Consider the following 18,628-nt stretch of genomic DNA (forward strand, 5'->3'; position numbering starts at 1 on the left):
GGGCGGGCCACGGAGCCGGGCCCGACCCGGGTCGTGCCGGGCCGCGACCGTCACCGGTCACGACCCGAGGTGGCCGAGTACGGCCGAGGTGGGCGGCCTGGCGGCCCGCCTACCTCACCACTCGCTGGCCTGATCGATGCCGCTCACATCAAGGATCCATTGGTAGATGTAATTGATCTGCAGCGCCCACGCCGTGGTCCTCTCGTCACTGGCGATGACGATGCCAAAAATCCGACCGCTGTAGTAGAGCCCCGCTCCGGAATCTCCTGCGCCGGGAATGCCAGTACCGTTGACGACCAGTTCATAGGCAGAGTTGCCGGCACCCACCCAGCCGTTGTGCGTGGAGTTTTTCTGCACCCTCATCCCACAGATCCGCAGCTCGCCGGCGGGTTCGGTCCCGTTGATGGTCGTGGTTCCCCAACCACTGATCGCGGCGTTGGCGTTATGCGGGATGAGCCCCAGCCCGTATCCCACGATGAGCTCTCCGGCGTTCGGGACGTTCTCCCAGAGGTTGAGGAGCATCGCGTCGTAGTTGGGGCTTTTGTAGATCCCGGCGATCTTCATGATCTTTCCCAGGAACAGCTCGCGATCGCCCGCGACGACCAGGGCGTTGTCGACGTTGCCACCGGTGTTGTCGAAACAGTGCCGCGCCGTGAGCACCCAGTTGCGGGCGATCAGCGTCCCGGCACACTTGTACTGGACGTTGACGAAGATCTGTACCTGTCCACGCAGGTGAGCGGCAGCCGTCCCACCGATGATCGCCGATGCCGGCTGGGGGATGGCGAGGCCACCGCCCAGGAGAGTCAGGGCCAGCATGGCCGCGAGGGCCACCCGCCGCAGTGCCGATGGCTTACGCACAATGGTCTCCGTTCAGGACACGTACCCGATTGCCTGCTGTCGTTGCGGCAGCAGGCGGCCAGCCGGACGGGTAGAGCGAGGGACCCGCTCTGCCCGTGGACGCCACGACGTCCCCGGAACCGGCCGCCCTGATCATGCTGACCAGATCCACATTGGCCCATCCCGCCTGCTGCCGACACGTGGTGGTGCAGGTGCTCCCCCACGAACTCCAGCCTGCTGGATTGACAGCAGGGCACCGCGAAGGTCGACCACCCACCGGCGGTTGTCGCCCCGCTGTTACCCCACGGTGCGGGCACTGTGGTGTGGGCGTCCGGGCGCACGGGTCACCGTTACCGTTGACCGGTGGTCGGCAATCGAGAGACGTTCCGGGACGAGCTGGTCGCCTGCGGGTTTCCGCCGCTGGTCAACAGGCTGGCCGGGGCCGGCTTCCAGGGCCGGGTAGCCACCCGCGACCTCGGGCCGCTGCGGCTGGTCTGCCTCGACACGCCCGCGAGCGCGTGTGTCGGGCGGGAACGCGACGCCTCCGACGGCGGGAACCTGGCGGTCAAGGTGATGACCCGGGGTCGGACGCGGATCGAGCAGGGGCGGGGCACCGCCGAACTCGGGCCGGCCGACCTGGTGCTGCTCGATCCGACGCGCGCTCTCCGGTTCGAGAGCACCGCCTCGGCGCACGTCACCATCCTGGTTCCACGCCGGGAGCTGCGGATGCGGCCCGCGCAGATCGACCGGCTCGTCGGCGTACGCATCGACGGCAGTCACGGTCCGGGCGCTCTCGTGTCGGTGCTGGCCCGGGAGTCGGCGCGGTCGGCGACCGGGCTACGCGAGGCGGCGGCGCTGCGGTCGGCGGCGGCCGTCGTCGAGCTGATCGCGGTCGCGCTGGAGGCCGCGCTGGGCGACGAGCAACCGGCCCCGGACGAGCGGCTGCGGAACCGGATCGCCGGCTACATCGAGGCCCGGCTGGCCGATCCCGGCCTGTCCCCGCCCGGCATCGCCGCCGCCCACCACATCTCCGTACGACGGCTGCACAAGCTCTTCGAGGACCAGCCACTCACCGTCGCGGCCCTGATCCGCCGTCGCCGCCTGGAGCGCTGCCGGGCCGAGCTGGCCGCAGGCGGACGTACGGTCACCGCCGTGGCCGCCCGGTGGGGATTCTCCGACCCCACCCACTTCAGCAAGCTCTTCACGACCACGTACGGCTACAACGCCCGCGCGCTGATCGCCAACAACCGTGCACGGACCACCAAGACGCGCACCGCCGGACCGGAACAGGATGGTGGTCACCAAGGTCGGCAGTAGCGATGGGAGGAAGTCGTGGCGAAGGTGAACATCGTCCGCCCCGGTGAGGGCGAGATCCTCGGCAGCGGGGCGCAGCAGATCCGGATCCTGGAGAACGGCGAGCACACCGAGCACCGGCTGGGATTCGCCGAGGTCACCATCCCGCCGGGCACCCCGAGCCCGTTGCAGCACCGCCACGCCCAGCACGACGAGGGCTTCTACGTGCTGGCGGGAACGTTCCGGTTCACCGTCGGCGAGGACCAGTACGACGCCGGGCCGGGCACCTGGGTCATCGTGCCGACCGGAGCGCCGCACACGTTCGCCAACGTCGGCGAGGGGAACGCGGTCATGCTGAACACGTTCACCCCGGACCTGTACGTGCAGTACTTCCGCGACTTCAAGGCCATGATCGATTCCGGGCGGCCGGTCAACGCCGAGACCATGGCACCGCTGTGGAAGACCTACGCCACCGAGATCTCGACCGAGTACGCCTCGTGAAGCGCACCCGGCCCGACCACCCCGGTGGCCCGTGCCCCGACCAGGATTCGAACCTGGGCTCTCCGGTTTCGTAGACCGGCGCGCTGTCCGCTGCGCCACCGGGGCTCACGGCCGACGCCCGGGGGCGTCGGCCGGTCTAACCCTTCACACACACCACCTGCTTGAGGTGGGCCACCACCTCGACCAGGTCGTCCTGCTGGGCCATCACCTCGGTGATGTCCTTGTACGCGCCGGGGATCTCGTCGACCACCCCGGCGTCCTTGCGGCACTCCACCCCGGCGGTCTGCCGCACCAGGTCGGCCGTGTCGTACGTCCGCTTCGCCTGCGCCCGCGACATCCGCCGCCCGGCCCCGTGCGACGCCGAGCAGTACGCGTCCAGGTTCCCCCGACCCCGCACGATGTACGACCCGGTGCCCATCGACCCCGGGATGATGCCCAGGTCCCCCCGGCCGGCCCGGATCGCCCCCTTGCGGGTCACCAGCACGTCCACCCCGTCGTACTGCTCCTCCGCCACGTAGTTGTGGTGGCAGGAGATCGGCTCCCCGTAGCTGACCTGCGGGAAGGCGTCCCGCACCACGCCGCAGAGCAGGGCCAGCATGACCGCCCGGTTGCGCCGCGCGTACTCCTGCGCCCACCACAGGTCCCGCCGGTAGGCGTCCATCTCCGGGGTGCCGGCGAGGAACACCGCCAGGTCCCGGTCGGGCAGGTCGGCGTTGTGCGGCAGGGCACGGGCCACCCCGATGTGCCGCTCGGCCAGCTCCTTGCCGATGTTGCGGGAACCGGAGTGCAGCATCAACCAGACCTGCCCGGCGTCCGGGCCGTCCTGCTCGACGCAGACCTCGATGAAGTGGTTGCCACCGCCGAGGGTGCCGAGCTGGTGCCGGGCCCGGCTCTCCAGCTGCGCCACCCGGCGGTCCAGGGTGGCGAACCGGGCCCAGAAGTCGTCCCAGCCGCGCTGCTCCAGGCCCCGCACCCGACGCGGGTCGACCGGGTCGTCCCGCTTGGCGAAGCCGACCGGCACCACCGCCTCGATCGCCGACCGCAGCGGCGCGAGGTCGTCGGGCAGGTCGGCGGCGGTGAGCGAGGTCCGTACCGCGCTCATCCCGCAGCCGATGTCCACCCCGACGGCGGCCGGCGAGACGGCCTGCCGCATCGCGATCACCGAGCCGACCGTGGCGCCCTTGCCGAAGTGCACGTCCGGCATCACGGCGACGCCCTGCACCCAGGGCAGCGCGCCGATGTTGCGCAACTGCTGCGCGGCCTGCGGCTCGATGCCGTACGGGTCGGTCCAGACCCGTACCGGCGCCTTGGTGCCCGGCAGCGGGGTGAATGCCATGGTCGTTCTCCTCGTTCGTGGGAGCAGGGGTGACAGGATTCGAACCTGCGACCGTCGGGTTTGGAATCCGGTGCTCTACCCGTTGAGCTACACCCCTCGGCGGGTGTCGGGGATCGAAAAAGCCGCCCGGTCCCCTGGTGGGGTGGGCGGCTGCGCACGTCGCGCCGGCGCTATCCGCGCCGCCACCCCGATCGCCACCGACAACCCCGGGCCCGTTCGCCGGCTGGCAACAGCACGCCGCCGCGCGGCGTGAACCGCGTGGTCCCGGTGCTGAGGTACGGCGACACGGTGTGCTCCCCGGTTGGTCGGTGTTGGCGTCGACGTCGAACCTAGGCGGATGCCCGCACCGCCGCAACCGGATATCCGCTCCCCCGACGGCCCGGTCAGCCCGCCTCGGTGGGCACGGCGACAGCCTCGGGCCGGCGGCGGCGATGTCGTGTCCGGCAGGGCCGGCAGGCGGTACGGTCCATGGCCATGGCGTTGATGCGGTGCGAGTTCGACTCCGAGGCCCTGGGCATGAGCACGTCGATGACGGTGATCCTGCCGCAACCCGACCCGGCACGGCCGACGCCCACGGATGCGGGCCCGCCGGTGCTCTACCTGTTGCACGGGCTCAGCGACGACGACACCGCCTGGACCCGCCAGACCTCGATCGAGCGGTACGTGTCGGCCCTGGGTCTGGCCGTGGTGATGCCCCAGGCCGGACGCAGCTTCTATGCCGACGAGAAGCACGGCAACCGGTACTGGACGTTCCTCACCGACGAGCTGCCCCGGGTCTGCCGGTCGTTCTTCCGGCTCTCCGACCGCCGGGAGGACACCTTCGTCGCCGGGCTGTCGATGGGCGGCTACGGCGCGGTGAAGTGGGCGCTGCGGCAACCGGAACGGTTCGCCGCCGCGGCCAGCCTGTCCGGGGCGCTCAACGTCGCCCACCGCCGCTACGCCCCGGACCGTCCGCTCGACCCGGACGTCTGGCACACCGTCTGGGGCGACGTCCCGGCGGCCGGCCCCGACGACGACACCGTGGCGCTGGTGGGCCGGGCCGGGGCCGACACTCCCCCGCTCTACGTCGCCTGCGGCACCGAGGACTTCCTGTACGACGACAACGAGCGTTTCGTCGCGGCGGCCCGGGACCGGGGCGTGCCGGTGACCGTGGACTTCTCCCCCGGCGACCACGACTGGCCGTACTGGGACGCCACGATCCGCGACGTGCTGGCCTGGCTGCCGCTACGCACCCGACCGGCCGCCGGCTGAGCCGGGCCGGGGCCGGGCGGCGGATCGGCGGGTCAGACGCCCACGCTGCCGTCGACGGCCTCCCGCAGCAGGTCGGCGTGGCCGTTGTGGCGGGCGTACTCGTGCATCATGTGCAGCATCACCAGGCGCAGCGACACGTCCTCGCCCCAGCGCGCCTGGTGGCCGGTGACGTCGAGCGAGGCCGCCGCCCGCTCGATCCGCCGGGAGTGTTCCACCTCCCGCTGCCACGCCGCGAACGCCTCCGCGCCGGTCGACCCCGTCGGGTCGTACGCCTGCTGGTAGTCGCCGTCCTCCGACCAGAGCAGCGGCACGTCCTGCGCGTCGATCACCCGACGGAACCAGGCGCGTTCCACCTCGGCGAGGTGCCGCAGCAGGCCGAGCAGGGTCAGTTGCGACGACGGCACGGCCCGCTGGCGCAGCTCCTCGTCGGTCAGGCCCTCGCACTTCATCGCGAGGGTGGCCCGGTGGAAGTCGAGGAAGGCACGCAGCGTCTCCCGCTCCCCGGCGCGCAGCGGCGGGCCGATCCGTTCGGTGGTCATGTCGGGTCCTTCACGGGACGGGGTCGCCCCGGGCGGGCGGCCGGGAGCCGTCGGGCAGCCTAGCGGCCTGCCACCGCCGACCCACCGCAGTTACCCCGACCGGCGGTGGGCGGCCCGACCCCGGAGCCGGCGACCGGGCCGGTCAGCGGGGCAGGGACGCGCGGGCCACCGGGAAGTCGAAGTAGGTGTCGGGGTAGGGCTCGTCGGCGTACCGGTAGTGCCACCACTCCCGGTCGTAGTTGACGAAACCCTCCTCGGTCATCAGGCGTTCCAGCAGGCCCCGGTTGGCCCGGGCCGCACCGGTGACCCGGGGGTCGGCGGTGTGCGCGAGCGGGTCGAAGCAGTCGAATCCGGTGCCCATGTCGAGGGTGCCGTCGGCGAACCGCCTGTCGGCCGGGTCGGTGCAGGCCACCAGCGGCTGGCCCGGGGCGTACGAGGCGCGGGGCGGGGCCGGGCGGGGCTCCAGGGTCAGGTCGAGGGTGCTGCCCCGGCTGTGCGCGGTGGGCGCGCCGAGGTAGCCGTCGGCGAACAGCCTCGACTTGGCCACCCGGGGATAGAACTCCGCCTTCGTCTGCTGTGCGGCGGGGTCCTTCGCCCAACGGACGAACTCGTCGGCGGCGCGCTGCGGCCGGTAGCAGTCGTACACCCGCAGGCTCAGCCGTTGGGCGCGGGCGGCGTCCTGCACCCGGCGCAGCGCCTCGGCGGCGGGCCGGGTGAGCAGGCACAGCGGCTCGTCGTAGCCGTCCACCGGGCGGCCGACGAAGTTGTGCGGGCCGGCGTAGCGGATGTCCACGACGATGCTCGGGTCGACCTCGGACAGCAGCACCACGTCGGCGGGGGCGCGCGGTCCGGTCGGGGTGGGCATGGCGACGCTCGGCACCGGCGCGGGTTGTGGCGGCCGGCCACAGCCCGCCGTCGCGAGCACCGCCGTCGCGACCAGCAACCGGAGCAGCACCCGTCGGGGGTGGTCCGCGCCGGCTCTCACCGCCGTCGGCGTCCGGGCTGGGGTCGGTGCCGCAGGGCGAACAGCAGCCCGGCGAGGCCGGCCACGACGGCGGCCAGGGAGACCGCGAGCAGCGGACGCGACCACGGGTGACCGTCCGGGTCGAGCCGGGCCGGCCCACCGGCGGCGGCCAGCGCGGGCGGGGTGGCGGTGGCCGACGCGGACGGGCCGGCGGTCAGCTCGCCCGGGTTGACCAGCCGGCCGACCGCCGCGCCCCGGGGCACGCCGAACCCCCAGTCGAGCAGGGCCGCGCCCTGTTCCCAGCCCCGCCTGTCGAGCACCTCCGCGCCGAGCAGGGTGACCACCAGCCGCCGGCCGCCCCGCTCGGCGGCCCCGACGTAGGTGTGCCGGGCCAGGTCCGTGTAGCCGGTCTTGCCGCCGAGCGCCCCCGGGTAGTGGTCGAGCAGCTGGTTGTCGTTCTGGATCGGGAACGCCTTCTCGCCGAGCGCCGGCTGGGCGGGGATCATCGTCTCCCGGGTGGTGTCGTAGCGGCGGAAGGTGGCGTCGGCGAAGCAGGCACGGGCGATCAGCGCCAGGTCGTACGCGCTGGTGAACTGGCCCGGACCGTCCAGCCCGGACGCGGTCACCGCGTGGGTCTGCAACGCGCCGAGCTGCCGGGCGTGCTCGTTCATCGCCCGCAGCCCACCGGGCAGCCCGTCGGGGCCGCCGCCGAGGCGGGCCAGCGCGTTGGCCGCCTCGTTGCCGGACTTGAGCAGCAGGCCCAACCAGAGGGTCTCGATCCGGTACCGGCCGCCCTCGGCGAAGCCCACGGCGGAGCTGCCCGGCTCGATGTCGAGGTCGCCGGGGGTGAGGGTGACCGTCTCGCGGGGGTCGAGCTTCGGCAGCACGGTCGCGGCGAGCAGCAGCTTCTGCACGCTGGCCGGGGTGCCGTACTCGTGTGGGCCGCAGCCGCCGAGCACGTCGCCGCTGTCCAGGTCGGCGACCAGCCAGGAGACGGCCGGCACGGCGGGCGGCCGGGGTGTCCCGGCCGGTCGGACCTGCCCCGTGGTGGCCAGGGCGGGGCCGCCGACCACGCGGGCGGCGGGGTCGGCGTGGGGCGGGACGGGTCGGGGTGGCCGGGACACGGCCGGCACCGGCGCGCACGGGCCGGTGGTGACCGCCCCGGCGGCGTCCGCCGCACCGGCGGGTGCGACGACCGGCGACAGCAGCAGGGCGGCGATGGCGGCGGCGGTACGTCCCCGAACTCTCACGCTGACGAAGGTAGTGACGCCCGCCCCGCCGGTCCGCCGATCCGGCGAATCCCACCCGGTGGGTGCGGACCGGCCGCTAGCATGCCGCCGGGTGGCCGGAGGTGTCGACGGGGGTGGATGGGGGTAGCGGAGGGTAGGCCCCGGTGAAGGAGGAGACCATGACCGACCCCCGTTACGCCCCGATCGGCCTCGCGGCCGGTGGTGACCTGGTCGACGTCGACGATGTCGACACCCGTCCCGTGGTGGGTGCGGACGACGCCCGCGCCGACGCCGCCCGTGCCGGCGCGGACGTGGACCTGTCCGACGCCGCCCGCGACGGCGACGGTGTGCCGGTCGGCGCGGCCGACGCGGACGCCGACCGGACCCGGGCGGCAGGCGAGCAGGGCTGACGTCGGGTGGGGGCGGTCAGCCGCCCCCACCCGATGTCACCCCCGGCCGGCCCGCGACGGGCCGGCCGGCATCGTTCAGTGGCCCCGGATCGCGCGGTGGATCTGCACCGGCAGGGCCGGGGCGCCGTCCACCGGCGCGGGGTCCTCGGGGGTGGGCGCGATGCCACCGGCGGCGATCTTGTCCAGGGTCTTCAGCCCGGCCGCGTCGATGCTGCCGAACACGGTGTAGTTGGGGCGCAGCGCCGAGTCCGACTGGACCAGGAAGAACTGGCTGCCGTTGGTGTCGGGCCCGGCGTTGGCCATGGCGAGCGTGCCCCGGGCGTAGAGCCGGCGCACCCCGGTGGGGTCGGTCGGCGCGGGCGGCAGGTCGGTGGGCAGCTCGTCGCGGTAGCGGTAGCCCGGCCCGCCCTCGCCGGTGCCGGACGGGTCGCCGCACTGGAGCACCTGCAGCGTCGGGTACGCGGTCAGCCGGTGGCAGGGCGTCCAGTCGTAGAACCGGTGCCGCGCCAGGTGCAGGAAGCTCTGCACGGTGCACGGGGCCTGCTCGCGGTCCAGGGTCAACCCGATCGGCCCCTGGCTGGTGCGCAGGGTGACCCGGACCGTGCCGTCGTCGGGCGTCCGACGCGGGTCGGGCGGCAGCGGCACCGGCCGGGCCGGCGGCTCGTCGGGCGTGGACGTGTACGCGCAGGGTCCCTTCGTGGTCCGGGCGGCGGTCGGCCCGTCGGCGGGCGCGGCGACGGCGGCGGTGCCACCGGCGACGACCAGCGCGGCCGAGGCCAGGGCCGCCCCGGCGAGGCGGGCCAGCCGGCCGTGGGGGCGCGACCCGGCGGCGGACGGTCGGGGTTCACTCGACACTGAATGGTCCTCCTGGACTCGTGGTACCGGAGAGACGACGGGTACCGGAACGACCGGAGTCTATGGAGGCTCGCACCGGTTGTCGACGCCGGCCGATCCCGGCGGGTCGTGACCGCCGACGCGCGCCGGTGCTCCCCGGCGGGACGGGTCGCCGTCAGTCCCAGGCGACCCGCCGCCGGACCCGGCGGCGGGTCCGCCGCCGACGGCCGACCGCGAGCAGGACGGCCAGCAGGCCGACCAGCCCGACCGCCCCGCCGACCACCGCCCCGCCGAGCCACTGCGGTGCGCCAGGCGTCGGGCGGGGAGCGGCCGGCGCGGCGGCCACCGGGGCGGACGGTGGGGCCGACGGGCTGGCGTCGGTCAGCTCACCGGGCTCGACCAGTCGCCCCACCGAGGCGTCCCGGGGCAGGCCGAAGCCCCAGTCGAGCAGCCGCGCCCCCTGTTCCCAGCCGCGTACCGGGCGGGCCTCCGCCCCGAGCAGGGTCACCACCAGTCGTCGTCCACCGCGCTCGGCGGCCCCGACGTAGGTGTGCCGGGCGAGGTCGGTGAAGCCGGTCTTCCCGCCCAGCGCCCCCGGGTACCGGTAGATGAGCTGGTTCTCGTTCTGGATCTGGAAGCCGGGTTTGCGCAGCGCCGGCTGGGCCGGGATCTGGGTGCGTTCGGTCAGGGCGTACCGGCGGAAGGTGGGGTCGGCGAAGCAGACCCGGGCGATCAGCGCCAGGTCGTACGCGCTGGTGAACTGGCCCGGACCGTCCAGCCCGGACGGCGTCACCGCGTGGGTCTGCAACGCCCCGAGCCGGCGTGCCTCGGCGTTCATCTCGCGGACCCCGGCGGCGGCGCTGCCCGCACCCAGGCGGGCCAGCAGGTTGGCCGCGTCGTTGCCGGACTGGAGCAGCAGGCCGAGCCAGACGGTCTCGACCGGGTAGCGGCCACGGTCGAGCAGGCCGACGGCGGAACTGCCCGGCTCGATGTCCAGGTCGGGGCGGGTGACCGTGACCACCTGCTTCGGGTTCAGCTTCGGCATCATGGTGGCGGCCAGCAGCAGCTTCTGCACGCTGGCCGGGGTGCCGTACTCGTGCGGGCCGCAGCCGCCGAGCACCGCTCCGGTGTCCAGGTCGGCGACGAGCCAGGAGGTCGCGGTGACCGGCGGCGGCGCGGGCGCACCGGGCGGCACGGTCAGCCCGGGGGTGGCCAGCGCCTCGCCCCCCACCCGCTGCTGCTCGGGCACGGCCGCGGGCGGCGTGGGCCGGGGCGGTCGGGTCACCTTCGGCGCGGGCAGCTTCGGGCACGGCACGACGGCGGCGGCCGACCCGGCGCGGACCGCACCGCCCGCGGTGGCGGGGATGGCCGGCACACCGGTGAGGAGTACGGCCGCGACGCCGGCGGCCAGGACCCGGGCTCTCATGGTGAGGCACCCTACCGAGGCGGCAACCGGGTTCCCCAGGGGGCGCGACCGACCCGACGGGAGTCCCGCTCCTCACCCTGGATCACTCTTGGGTGACAGCAGGTAGCTGAAATCGCCTCCTCCGCGCGGCGATGGAACCGCTCCCACCCCCACTGAGCTGGCATTTCTTCGTCGATCACCGAGAGCGACCGAAAGCTCACGAGAATTCTTGAACGATCTTCTGCCGGTCCCCGTATCCATCGCCGCAAGGACGGATCGGGGCGGACGCCAATGCCGGGCGTCGGACATCCGGTCCGCCTTGACCCCAGCCACCGTCGGGCCACCGGACGCCACGCCGTCGCGACCCGCCGGAGATCAGAGGAGAGGTACATGGCCAGGCCAATGCGGAAGAATGCCGTCCTCAAGCTCGGCGGAGTGGGCGCCCTGGCGGTGCTGCTGCTGGGCGGCGGTCTGCAACTCGCCTCCGCCGGTGAGAACACCGGCAGCACCGCCGCGCAGACCGTCAACTGCCCGACGGTACGGGACAAGCTGCCGGCGGTCCCCGCGTCGGCCGCCGCCGGGGTGGAGCGGGAACTGGCCAACCTGGACGAGGAGATCGCCCGGCAGAACGAGCGGTTGGCGAAGCAGGCGGCCAACCCGCAGGGCGGCGCGAACTTCATCAACAACGCGATCCTCGGCCCGCTGAAGAGCAAGCGGGTCGCGGTGCTGGACCGCATCGAGATCAACTTCAACCGGGCCGGCGCCCAGCGGCCCAACCTGGACGCCCTGGCCACCTGCGGCCTGAACGCCCCGGGTGTGGCCAGCGCGCTGAACAGCTCCGTCAAGGCCGGCAACGCCGCCACCGGCGGGAACAACACCACCGCCGCCGCCCAGACGGTGAACTGCCCGACGCCGCAGATCCCCGCCGTCCCGGCCCAGGCCGCCGCGAACGTCCAGGCCGAACTGGCCAACCTCGACAAGCAGATCAGCGAGGCCAACGCCCGCCTCGCCCAGCAGGCCGCCAACCCCCAGGGCGGCGCCAACTTCATCAACAACGCCATCCTCGGCCCCCTGAAGGACAAGCGCCAGGCCGCCCTCGACCGCATCGAGATCGCCTTCAACCGCGTCGGCGCACAGCGTCCCAACCTCGACAACTTCGCCGCCTGCGGGCTCAACGGCGCGGGTGCGGGTAACGCCGGCAACGGCAACGCGGGTGCCGGGAACGGGAACGCGGGCAACGGGAACGCGGGCAACGGCAACGCGGGCAACGGGAACGCCGGTGCCGCCCGGACGGTGAACTGCCCGACGCCGCAGATCCCCGCCGTCCCGGCCCAGGCCGCCGCGAACGTCCAGGCCGAACTGGCCAACCTCGACAAGCAGATCAGCGAGGCCAACGCCCGCCTCGCCCAGCAGGCCGCCAACCCCCAGGGCGGCGCCAACTTCATCAACAACGCCATCCTCGGCCCCCTGAAGGACAAGCGCCAGGCCGCCCTCGACCGCATCGAGATCGCCTTCAACCGCGTCGGCGCACAGCGCCCCAACCTCGACAACTTCGCCGCCTGCGGGCTGAACTGACCCCTTGCGCACCGACGGCCCGGCGGATCCTCCGCCGGGCCGTCCGGCTGTGCGCGCCAGGCAGCGGGCGGGCACAATCCCCGGGGGCGTCCGGTTCAGGTGCCGGTGGCGTCCAGGTAGTCGTGCAGGGCGGCGGAGGCCCGCAGCCGGCGCAGGCTGCGCCGGTTCAGCTCCTGCTCCCGCCGGGCGAGTTCGGCCCGGACCCGGTCCGGTCGGCCGGTGCTGCGCAGCTCGTCGAGGACCGCCGTGATGATCTCGAACGGGTAGCCGCCCCGGCGCAGCAGCGCCACCACCTGCGCCGCCCGCGCCTCGGCCACGTCGTACACCCGGTAGCCGGTGCCCCGCTGCCGGTGCGGGCGGAGCAGGCCGCGCTGCTCCCACAGGCGCAGCTGCGAGGTCCGCACCCCCACCTGGGCCGCCACCTCGCCGATCCGGGCGTCCCGGCGGGGCACGGCCGCCGGCCGGCTGCCCAGCACCGTCTCGAACGCGCCCAGCACCCGGGCGATCTCGGCCCGCTCGCGGTCCAGCTCGGCGTGCCCGGCGTCGAGCGCGGCGAGCGCCGCCGGCAGCTCACCCCGGTGCACGGCCGCCAGCACCTCCCGGGTACGCGCCCAGCCGTGCCCCTCGGCCATCCGGCGGGCCACCGCCAGGGCCCGGACGTGGCGGTCGGTGAAGATCCGGTAGCCGCTCGGGGTGCGGTCGGTCGGCGGCAGCACCCCGTCGGCCAGATAGTTGCGCACCTGCTGGGTGGAGATGCCGGCGCTGGCCGCGACGTCGACCAGCCGCCACCGTCGCTCCCCCGTCACCCGGCCTCTCCCCACCGCTCGCGTTCCCGCCCACCCTAGTGGTTGTCACGTGGTTTGAGACTTCCCGCCATATTGCCGGTCGACCGACGCGTGAAGTACGGAGAAAGTCTCTACATGAGCGTGAATGAGAAAATCGAAGGTATGGAGCAACCAGCGCAGTCCGCCGCCGACCGCCACGACGTGATCGAGGTACGGGGCGCCCGGGAGAACAACCTCACCGGCGTCTCCGTCGACATACCCAAGCGACGGCTCACCGTCTTCACCGGGGTCTCCGGCTCGGGGAAGTCCTCCCTGGTGTTCGGCACCGTCGCCGCCGAGTCCCGCCGCCTGATCAACGAGACCTACAGCGCCTTCCTCCAGTCGTTCATGCCGAACCTGTCCCGCCCCGACGTCGACTCGCTGCGGAACCTGACCCCGGCGATCGTGGTCGACCAGGAGCGGATGGGGGCGAACTCCCGCTCCACCGTCGGCACCGCGACCGACGCGTACGCGCTGCTGCGGATCCTGTTCAGCCGGCTCGGTGAGCCGCACGTCGGCGGGGCCGGTGCGTTCAGCTTCAACCTCGCCGAGGGGATGTGCCCGACCTGCGAGGGGCTGGGCCGCGTCTCCGACCTCGACGTGTCGGCGATGGTGGACGTGGAACGCTCGCTCAACGACGGGGCGATCCTGGTGCCGAACTTCGCCGTGGACTCCTGGTACTGGCAGACCATCGTCGGGTCCGGGCTGTTCGACCCGGACGTCAAGCTCCAGGACTTCACCCCGCAGCAGTGGGAGGACTTCCTGCACAAGCCGGCCACGAAGATCAAGGTCGGCGCCAACAGCTGGACGTACGAGGGGCTGGTGGTGAAGGTCCGCCGGCTCTACCTGGCCAAGGACCGGGAGTCCATGCAGGCGCACATCCGGGCCTTCGTGGACCGGGCGGTCGCCTTCGCCACCTGCGCCGCCTGCGGCGGGGCCCGGCTCAACGCGGCGGCGCTGTCCTCGACGATCGCCGGCCGGAACATCGCCGAGTGCGCGGCCATGCAGATCAGCGACCTGGCGGAGTTCGTCGGCGGGATCGACGCGCCGTCGGTGGCCCCGCTGGTGGCCGACCTGCGCGACACCCTGGACTCGATGGTGGAGATCGGCCTGGGCTACCTCAGCCTGGACCGGGAGTCCGGCACCCTGTCCGGGGGCGAGGCACAGCGGGTGAAGATGGTCCGCCACCTCGGGTCCAGCCTCTCCGACGTGACGTACGTCTTCGACGAGCCGACGGTGGGGCTGCACCCGCACGACATCGCCCGGATGAACGGCCTGCTGCTGCGGCTGCGCGACAAGGGCAACACGGTGCTCGTCGTCGAGCACAAGCCGGAGACGATCGCGATCGCCGACCACGTCGTCGACCTGGGTCCGGGCGCGGGCTCGGCCGGCGGGCGGATCTGCTACACCGGCGACGTCGCCGGGCTGCGCCGCTCCGACACCCTGACCGGCCGGCACCTCGACCACCGGGCGACCCTGCGGACGGCGTTCCGCCGGCCCACCGGCCACCTGGCGATCCGGGGAGCCGACCTGCACAACCTGCGCGACGTCGACGTCGACCTGCCGCTGGGGGTGCTCACCGTCGTCACCGGGGTGGCCGGCTCGGGCAAGAGTTCACTGATCCACGGGTCGCTGCCCCGCCGCGACGGCGTCGTGGTGGTCGACCAGTCCCCCATCCGGGGTTCCCGACGCAGCAACCCGGCGACCTGGACGGGCCTGCTCGACCCGATCCGCACCGCGTTCGCCCGCGCCAACGGGGTGAAGGCCGCGCTGTTCAGCGCCAACTCCGAGGGTGCCTGCCCGACCTGCAAGGGGATCGGGCTGGTCTACACCGACCTGGCGACGATGGCGGCCGTCGCCAGCGTCTGCGAGGCGTGCGAGGGGCGGCGGTACACCCCCGAGGTGCTGGCCTACACGCTGCGCGGCCGCAACATCAGCGAGGTGCTCGGCATGTCGGTGACCGAGGCCCGGGAGTTCTTCCCGTCCGGCCCGGCCCGGGTGGTGCTGGACCGGCTGACCGAGGTGGGCCTCGGCTACCTGACCCTGGGACAGCCGCTGACCACCCTGTCCGGCGGGGAACGTCAACGGCTCAAGCTGGCCGTGCACATGGCCGAGAAGGCGGCCACCTACGTCCTGGACGAGCCGACCACCGGCCTGCACCTGGCCGACGTGGACCAACTGCTCGCCCTGCTGGACCGGCTGGTCGACGCCGGCAACACGGTGATCGTCATCGAGCACCACCAGGCGGTGATGGCGCACGCGGACTGGATCGTCGACCTGGGCCCCGGTGCCGGCCACGACGGCGGCCGGATCGTCTTCACCGGCACCCCCGCCGACCTGGTCACCCACGGTGACACCCTCACCGCCCGACACCTGCGCGAGTACGTCGCCTCCCGCTGAGCGGGGCCACTCCCCCGCCCCCGTCGGTGGCCGGCCGCCGACGGGGGCGGGCCGACGCGGTCGGGACGGGCCGACGCGGTCGGGACACCGGTCAGTGGTCGGGGAGCCGGCGCAGCCAGGCGCGCTGCCAGGGGGTCTCGACGGCCTTCGGATGGTAGCGGTCACGGACCCACCGGACGGCGTCGCGGGCCGGCACCCCGTCGAGGATCGCCAGGGCGGCGAGGGTGGTGCCGGTCCGGCCGATCCCGCCCCGGCAGGCCACCTCCACCCGGTCGCCGGCGTGGGCGCGGCGCAACGCCTCACGGAAGGCGTCCAGGGCGTCGACCCGGTCGGTCGGCAACCAGAAGTCGGGCCACCGGATGCGCCGGTGCGCCCAGGCGGGGGTCGGCCCGGGTGCCAGGATCAGGGCGAAGTCGGCCGGGGACACCGCGTCGGCCACCCGCCGCCCGCGTACGGTCGCGCCGCTGGGCAGGGTGACCACCCCGGTCGTGCTGGACCAGTCCACCCCGTGATTCTGCCCGCTGCGCGCACAGCGCGCCGCCCCCGACCCTGACGGGTCGGGGGCGGCGCGTGTCGATGTGCGGGTCGCCTCTCGGCGCGTGGCGCGACGCGGCTCCAGCCGAACGGAACTCCGCGAGGGCATTTCAGGTGAGGCCCGGGGACACCGAACACACCGACACCCCGCACAACGCGGCACCCCACCTACTCCTTCCCCACCCTCCGGTGACCCACGTCACCATCGATCCGTCGGTCCGCTGTGGCCGGCTGGCCGACGCACGCTGACCGCAACGGCGACAGCGGGCTGGGCGAGGTCCGCCAGGGCAGCGCGGTCCCGGGTGCCCCTGCCAGACGGCATCACCGCGTGGCCCTGTGTGGAGAGTTGTGGTGCCTGGGGCAGCAAGAAGTCTCCACGATCCGCACCGCACCGCCCGTCCGCCGATCCGCCGGCAGCCACCGAACCATCGGCAGGCACGGGTGGACGTGGCGATGGCCGGCACCCCACGCGGGGTGCCGGCCATCGTGTCGTACGGGGGTCAGCTGTTCCAGTGCTGGGCGACGAGGTCGGCGGCCTGCTGTTCCCACTGGGCGTAGTGGTCGGGGTAGGCGGAGACCTGGACGGTCTGGGCGGCCTTGGTCAGGGGCATGTCCTGCCAGCCGTCGACCTGCTTGAGGCCCTTGAGGAACGCCAGGGTGGCGTACTCGGGGTCGGTGATCTGCTCCACGGTGCCCCAGCCGCTGGACGGCCGCTGCTGGAACAGGCCCTGCGAGTCGTGGTCGTTGCGGTCACCGAGGTGGCCGAGGTTCTCCAGCTTCGACTCCTGCAGGCTGGTCGCGATGGACACGACGGCGGCCCGTTCGTCCATGCCGGCCTTCTTGGTGGCGGCGATGATCGCCTTGGCGTTGCTGGTCTGCTCGTCGTTGAGGTCGATGCGGGACTGCTCGCCCTGCACGCCGTGCGGGATCAGCTTGGTGGTGTCCACGGTGGGCTTGTCGGCCTGGACGGCGGCGACGGGGCGGGTGTCGATGGTGGGGGTGTCGTGGTTGAGCGGGCCGGCGGCGATGCCTCCGGCGACGGCGAGACCGGCGATGCCGAGGACGCTCTTACGCAGGATGGTGGTGTTCATGATGGTGGTCTTCATGGGGTTGCTCCTTCGGGGGTAGACGCCCCGACCCGGCCGGTGGAGGGCTGGGTGTGCCCGTGGGGGACGGGCAGCGGAAGGGGGCGTGGGCACCACGTCGGGGGCGCTCATACGGGGGGAAAGTCTGAGGGGGTTCCCGGCCGGGGTGGTTGCCGCTCGTGCCGGGGTTCAGGTGTAACGACCGGGGGTCCGGGGCCATTCCCGCCCGGGGGGTGCGGGGTCGGCCGGGGTACTGCCTGCTGCGGTCGTACCGGGGGTGTAACGAGCGTCGGTGCCGGGTCATTCCGCCGGCGGCCGGGACGTCGGGTGGTCCGGGTGCTGCTGCGGTCGTACGCAGGGTGTAACGCCGGGGGCGGGGTCGGGATTCCGGCCCGGGGGTGCCGCCGGTCACGACGACAGCGGTCGGACCGGGTGATACCGGACGATCGTCGCACCGGCACCGGCACCGGCACCGGCACTGGGGCCAGGGCCAGGGCCAGGGCCGGGGCAGTGCCGGCCATCGGGGTCGGGCGGGTCGTCAGGGGGTGATCCGGGACTCGACCTTCGCGGCGCAGGCGGTCACCACCGACCGGGCGTCCAGGCCCAGGCTCTCGATGGCGACCAGGGCGGTTAAGACCACGTCGGCCAACTCGGCGGCCACCTCCGCACGGGTGTGGGTGACCCCCTTACGGGGATTCTGGCCGAGCACACCGATCCAGGCTCCGGCGGCCTCCCCGGCCTCCTCGCTGAGCTTGAGGATGCGGCAGGTCAGCTCGGTCTGGTCGGTGCCGTTGGTGGCGTCCAGCCAGGCGCGGGCGGCGCGGGCCGCGTTCCAGATCACCTCGTCCACCCGTCCAGTGAACCGGACGGGGGTGACGATCCGCGCCCGGGGGCGGTCGGCGGCGTACCGGCAACGGTCGGTGCCCGCCGGACCGGAAGGTCCGACGGGCACCGGGTACCGCAGGGATTCCGGGTCAGCGGGTCATGCCGAACCGGTGGCGACGCCGCCAGCCGAACGCGGTGAGCATCAGCACCACACCGGCGCCGACCAGCCCGCCGCCGACCTTCAGCGGCGTGCTCAGGTTGTCACCGGTCACCGGCAGGTGCGGGTGCGGCTTCTTCTTCGGCAGCACGGTGATCGTCGTGCTGGCCGTACGCCCCGAGGTGCGTCCGGTCGCCGTGAAGGTGATCCGCCCGACGTCGCTCGGCCGGTAGCTCACGGTGAAGTTACCGTTCGCGTCCGTCTGCGCCGTGAAGTGCCGCGGCGCGGGCTGCGGCTGCGAGTAGTCCACCTTCACCATGGCGACGGTGGTGCCGTCGCTGCGTCGGGCCGGTGCCTGCCCCGGCACGGCCGCGGCGAGGGGCGCCACGGTGACGTCGATGTCGACGATCTCGTTCGGCCCGAAGCCGGTGCCGGTGAGCACCACCGTCTCGCCGAGGAAGATGGTCGTCGGGTTGGCCGTCAGCGAGGGCGTGACGGGCGGGTACGGTGGCGGCTGCGGCGTGCTGTCGGCGGGTGGCTGCGGCTGAGCAGCCCCCGCGGCGGTCGGCACGGCCACGATGGCCAGACCGACCGTCAGCGCCATGAGAATGCGGGATAGCCGCATGATG

The 18,628-nt window shown here is 73.4% G+C and carries 18 protein-coding genes and 2 tRNA genes; 6 read left to right on the top strand and 14 right to left on the bottom strand.

Features of this window, described 5'->3' with window-relative positions; all coding sequences use genetic code 11:
* Positions 1 to 114 precede the first annotated feature (114 nt).
* Positions 115 to 858, bottom strand: coding sequence for a trypsin-like serine protease (locus ACN261_RS25855; protein WP_425852612.1), 744 nt, complete (start codon positions 856 to 858; stop codon positions 115 to 117).
* Between the two features lie 342 nt (positions 859 to 1,200).
* On the opposite strand from ACN261_RS25855, the gene ACN261_RS25860 reads away from it, so the two are divergent.
* Positions 1,201 to 2,154, top strand: a complete 954-nt coding sequence (locus ACN261_RS25860) for a helix-turn-helix domain-containing protein (RefSeq protein WP_421488297.1) — start codon at positions 1,201 to 1,203, stop codon at positions 2,152 to 2,154.
* Between the two features lie 15 nt (positions 2,155 to 2,169).
* Positions 2,170 to 2,631, top strand: a complete 462-nt coding sequence (locus ACN261_RS25865; RefSeq protein WP_421482261.1) for a cupin domain-containing protein — start codon at positions 2,170 to 2,172, stop codon at positions 2,629 to 2,631.
* A gap of 32 nt (positions 2,632 to 2,663) precedes the next feature.
* On the opposite strand, the gene ACN261_RS25870 is transcribed toward ACN261_RS25865, so the two are convergent.
* The 3 genes from ACN261_RS25870 to ACN261_RS25880 all read right to left on the bottom strand — a co-directional run bounded on the left by ACN261_RS25870 (position 2,664) and on the right by ACN261_RS25880 (position 4,064).
* Positions 2,664 to 2,736, bottom strand: a tRNA-Arg gene (locus ACN261_RS25870).
* Positions 2,737 to 2,767: 31 nt separating this feature from the next.
* Positions 2,768 to 3,967, bottom strand: a complete 1,200-nt coding sequence (locus ACN261_RS25875; protein ID WP_425852615.1) for an RtcB family protein — start codon at positions 3,965 to 3,967, stop codon at positions 2,768 to 2,770.
* 24 nt (positions 3,968 to 3,991) lie between these two features.
* Positions 3,992 to 4,064, bottom strand: a tRNA-Trp gene (locus ACN261_RS25880).
* A 377-nt stretch (positions 4,065 to 4,441) separates the two neighbouring features.
* On the opposite strand from ACN261_RS25880, the gene ACN261_RS25885 reads away from it, so the two are divergent.
* Positions 4,442 to 5,218, top strand: a complete 777-nt coding sequence (locus tag ACN261_RS25885) for an alpha/beta hydrolase (RefSeq protein ID WP_421482264.1) — start codon at positions 4,442 to 4,444, stop codon at positions 5,216 to 5,218.
* 32 nt (positions 5,219 to 5,250) lie between these two features.
* Here ACN261_RS25885 and ACN261_RS25890 read toward each other — a convergent pair whose 3' ends face one another.
* From ACN261_RS25890 to ACN261_RS25900, 3 genes are all read right to left on the bottom strand, one after another.
* Positions 5,251 to 5,757, bottom strand: a complete 507-nt coding sequence (locus ACN261_RS25890; RefSeq protein ID WP_425852617.1) for a DinB family protein — start codon at positions 5,755 to 5,757, stop codon at positions 5,251 to 5,253.
* 142 nt (positions 5,758 to 5,899) lie between these two features.
* Positions 5,900 to 6,742, bottom strand: a complete 843-nt coding sequence (locus tag ACN261_RS25895) for a M15 family metallopeptidase (RefSeq protein ID WP_421482267.1) — start codon at positions 6,740 to 6,742, stop codon at positions 5,900 to 5,902.
* Positions 6,739 to 7,971, bottom strand: a complete 1,233-nt coding sequence (locus ACN261_RS25900; RefSeq protein WP_421482268.1) for a D-alanyl-D-alanine carboxypeptidase family protein — start codon at positions 7,969 to 7,971, stop codon at positions 6,739 to 6,741. The genes ACN261_RS25895 and ACN261_RS25900 overlap by 4 nt, the downstream gene beginning before the upstream one ends.
* 158 nt (positions 7,972 to 8,129) lie before the next feature.
* On the opposite strand from ACN261_RS25900, the gene ACN261_RS25905 reads away from it, so the two are divergent.
* Entirely contained in the window at positions 8,130 to 8,360 is a 231-nt protein-coding gene (locus ACN261_RS25905) for a hypothetical protein (protein ID WP_421482269.1), read from the top strand.
* Positions 8,361 to 8,435: 75 nt separating this feature from the next.
* Here ACN261_RS25905 and ACN261_RS25910 read toward each other — a convergent pair whose 3' ends face one another.
* Together ACN261_RS25910 and ACN261_RS25915 are read right to left on the bottom strand one after the other, a co-directional pair.
* Positions 8,436 to 9,215 carry a peptidylprolyl isomerase gene (locus ACN261_RS25910; protein WP_421482270.1) on the bottom strand — a complete coding sequence of 260 codons (780 nt, stop codon included), beginning with the start codon at positions 9,213 to 9,215 and terminating at the stop codon, positions 8,436 to 8,438.
* A 154-nt stretch (positions 9,216 to 9,369) separates the two neighbouring features.
* A complete protein-coding gene (locus ACN261_RS25915; protein WP_425852620.1) occupies positions 9,370 to 10,620 on the bottom strand; it encodes a D-alanyl-D-alanine carboxypeptidase family protein in 1,251 nt (416 codons plus the stop codon).
* A 369-nt stretch (positions 10,621 to 10,989) separates the two neighbouring features.
* Between ACN261_RS25915 and ACN261_RS25920 the strand changes: the two genes are divergently transcribed.
* Complete coding sequence (locus tag ACN261_RS25920; protein WP_425852621.1) at positions 10,990 to 12,174, top strand: hypothetical protein; 1,185 nt, start codon at positions 10,990 to 10,992, stop codon at positions 12,172 to 12,174.
* A gap of 95 nt (positions 12,175 to 12,269) precedes the next feature.
* Here the strand turns inward: ACN261_RS25920 and ACN261_RS25925 are convergent, their stop codons facing one another.
* Positions 12,270 to 12,980 carry a MerR family transcriptional regulator gene (locus ACN261_RS25925; RefSeq protein WP_421482273.1) on the bottom strand — a complete coding sequence of 237 codons (711 nt, stop codon included), beginning with the start codon at positions 12,978 to 12,980 and terminating at the stop codon, positions 12,270 to 12,272.
* Positions 12,981 to 13,121: 141 nt separating this feature from the next.
* On the opposite strand from ACN261_RS25925, the gene ACN261_RS25930 reads away from it, so the two are divergent.
* Positions 13,122 to 15,398: an ATP-binding cassette domain-containing protein gene (locus ACN261_RS25930; protein WP_421482274.1), complete on the top strand. Its 2,277-nt coding sequence runs from the start codon at positions 13,122 to 13,124 to the stop codon at positions 15,396 to 15,398.
* Positions 15,399 to 15,489: 91 nt separating this feature from the next.
* Here the strand turns inward: ACN261_RS25930 and ACN261_RS25935 are convergent, their stop codons facing one another.
* From ACN261_RS25935 to ACN261_RS25950, 4 genes are all read right to left on the bottom strand, one after another.
* Positions 15,490 to 15,903 carry a protein-tyrosine phosphatase family protein gene (locus tag ACN261_RS25935; RefSeq protein WP_421482276.1) on the bottom strand — a complete coding sequence of 138 codons (414 nt, stop codon included), beginning with the start codon at positions 15,901 to 15,903 and terminating at the stop codon, positions 15,490 to 15,492.
* A 529-nt stretch (positions 15,904 to 16,432) separates the two neighbouring features.
* Complete coding sequence (locus ACN261_RS25940; RefSeq protein ID WP_425853652.1) at positions 16,433 to 17,023, bottom strand: hypothetical protein; 591 nt, start codon at positions 17,021 to 17,023, stop codon at positions 16,433 to 16,435.
* A 532-nt stretch (positions 17,024 to 17,555) separates the two neighbouring features.
* Positions 17,556 to 17,867, bottom strand: coding sequence for a MazG-like family protein (locus ACN261_RS25945; protein ID WP_421482277.1), 312 nt, complete (start codon positions 17,865 to 17,867; stop codon positions 17,556 to 17,558).
* Positions 17,868 to 17,991: 124 nt separating this feature from the next.
* Positions 17,992 to 18,624 (bottom strand): hypothetical protein, encoded by a 633-nt coding sequence (locus ACN261_RS25950; RefSeq protein ID WP_088646458.1) that lies wholly within the window; start codon positions 18,622 to 18,624, stop codon positions 17,992 to 17,994.
* Positions 18,625 to 18,628 lie beyond the last annotated feature (4 nt).

This window comes from Micromonospora sp. WMMD723 (assembly GCF_049863385.1).
In the GTDB taxonomy this organism is placed as follows: domain Bacteria; phylum Actinomycetota; class Actinomycetes; order Mycobacteriales; family Micromonosporaceae; genus Micromonospora; species Micromonospora wenchangensis.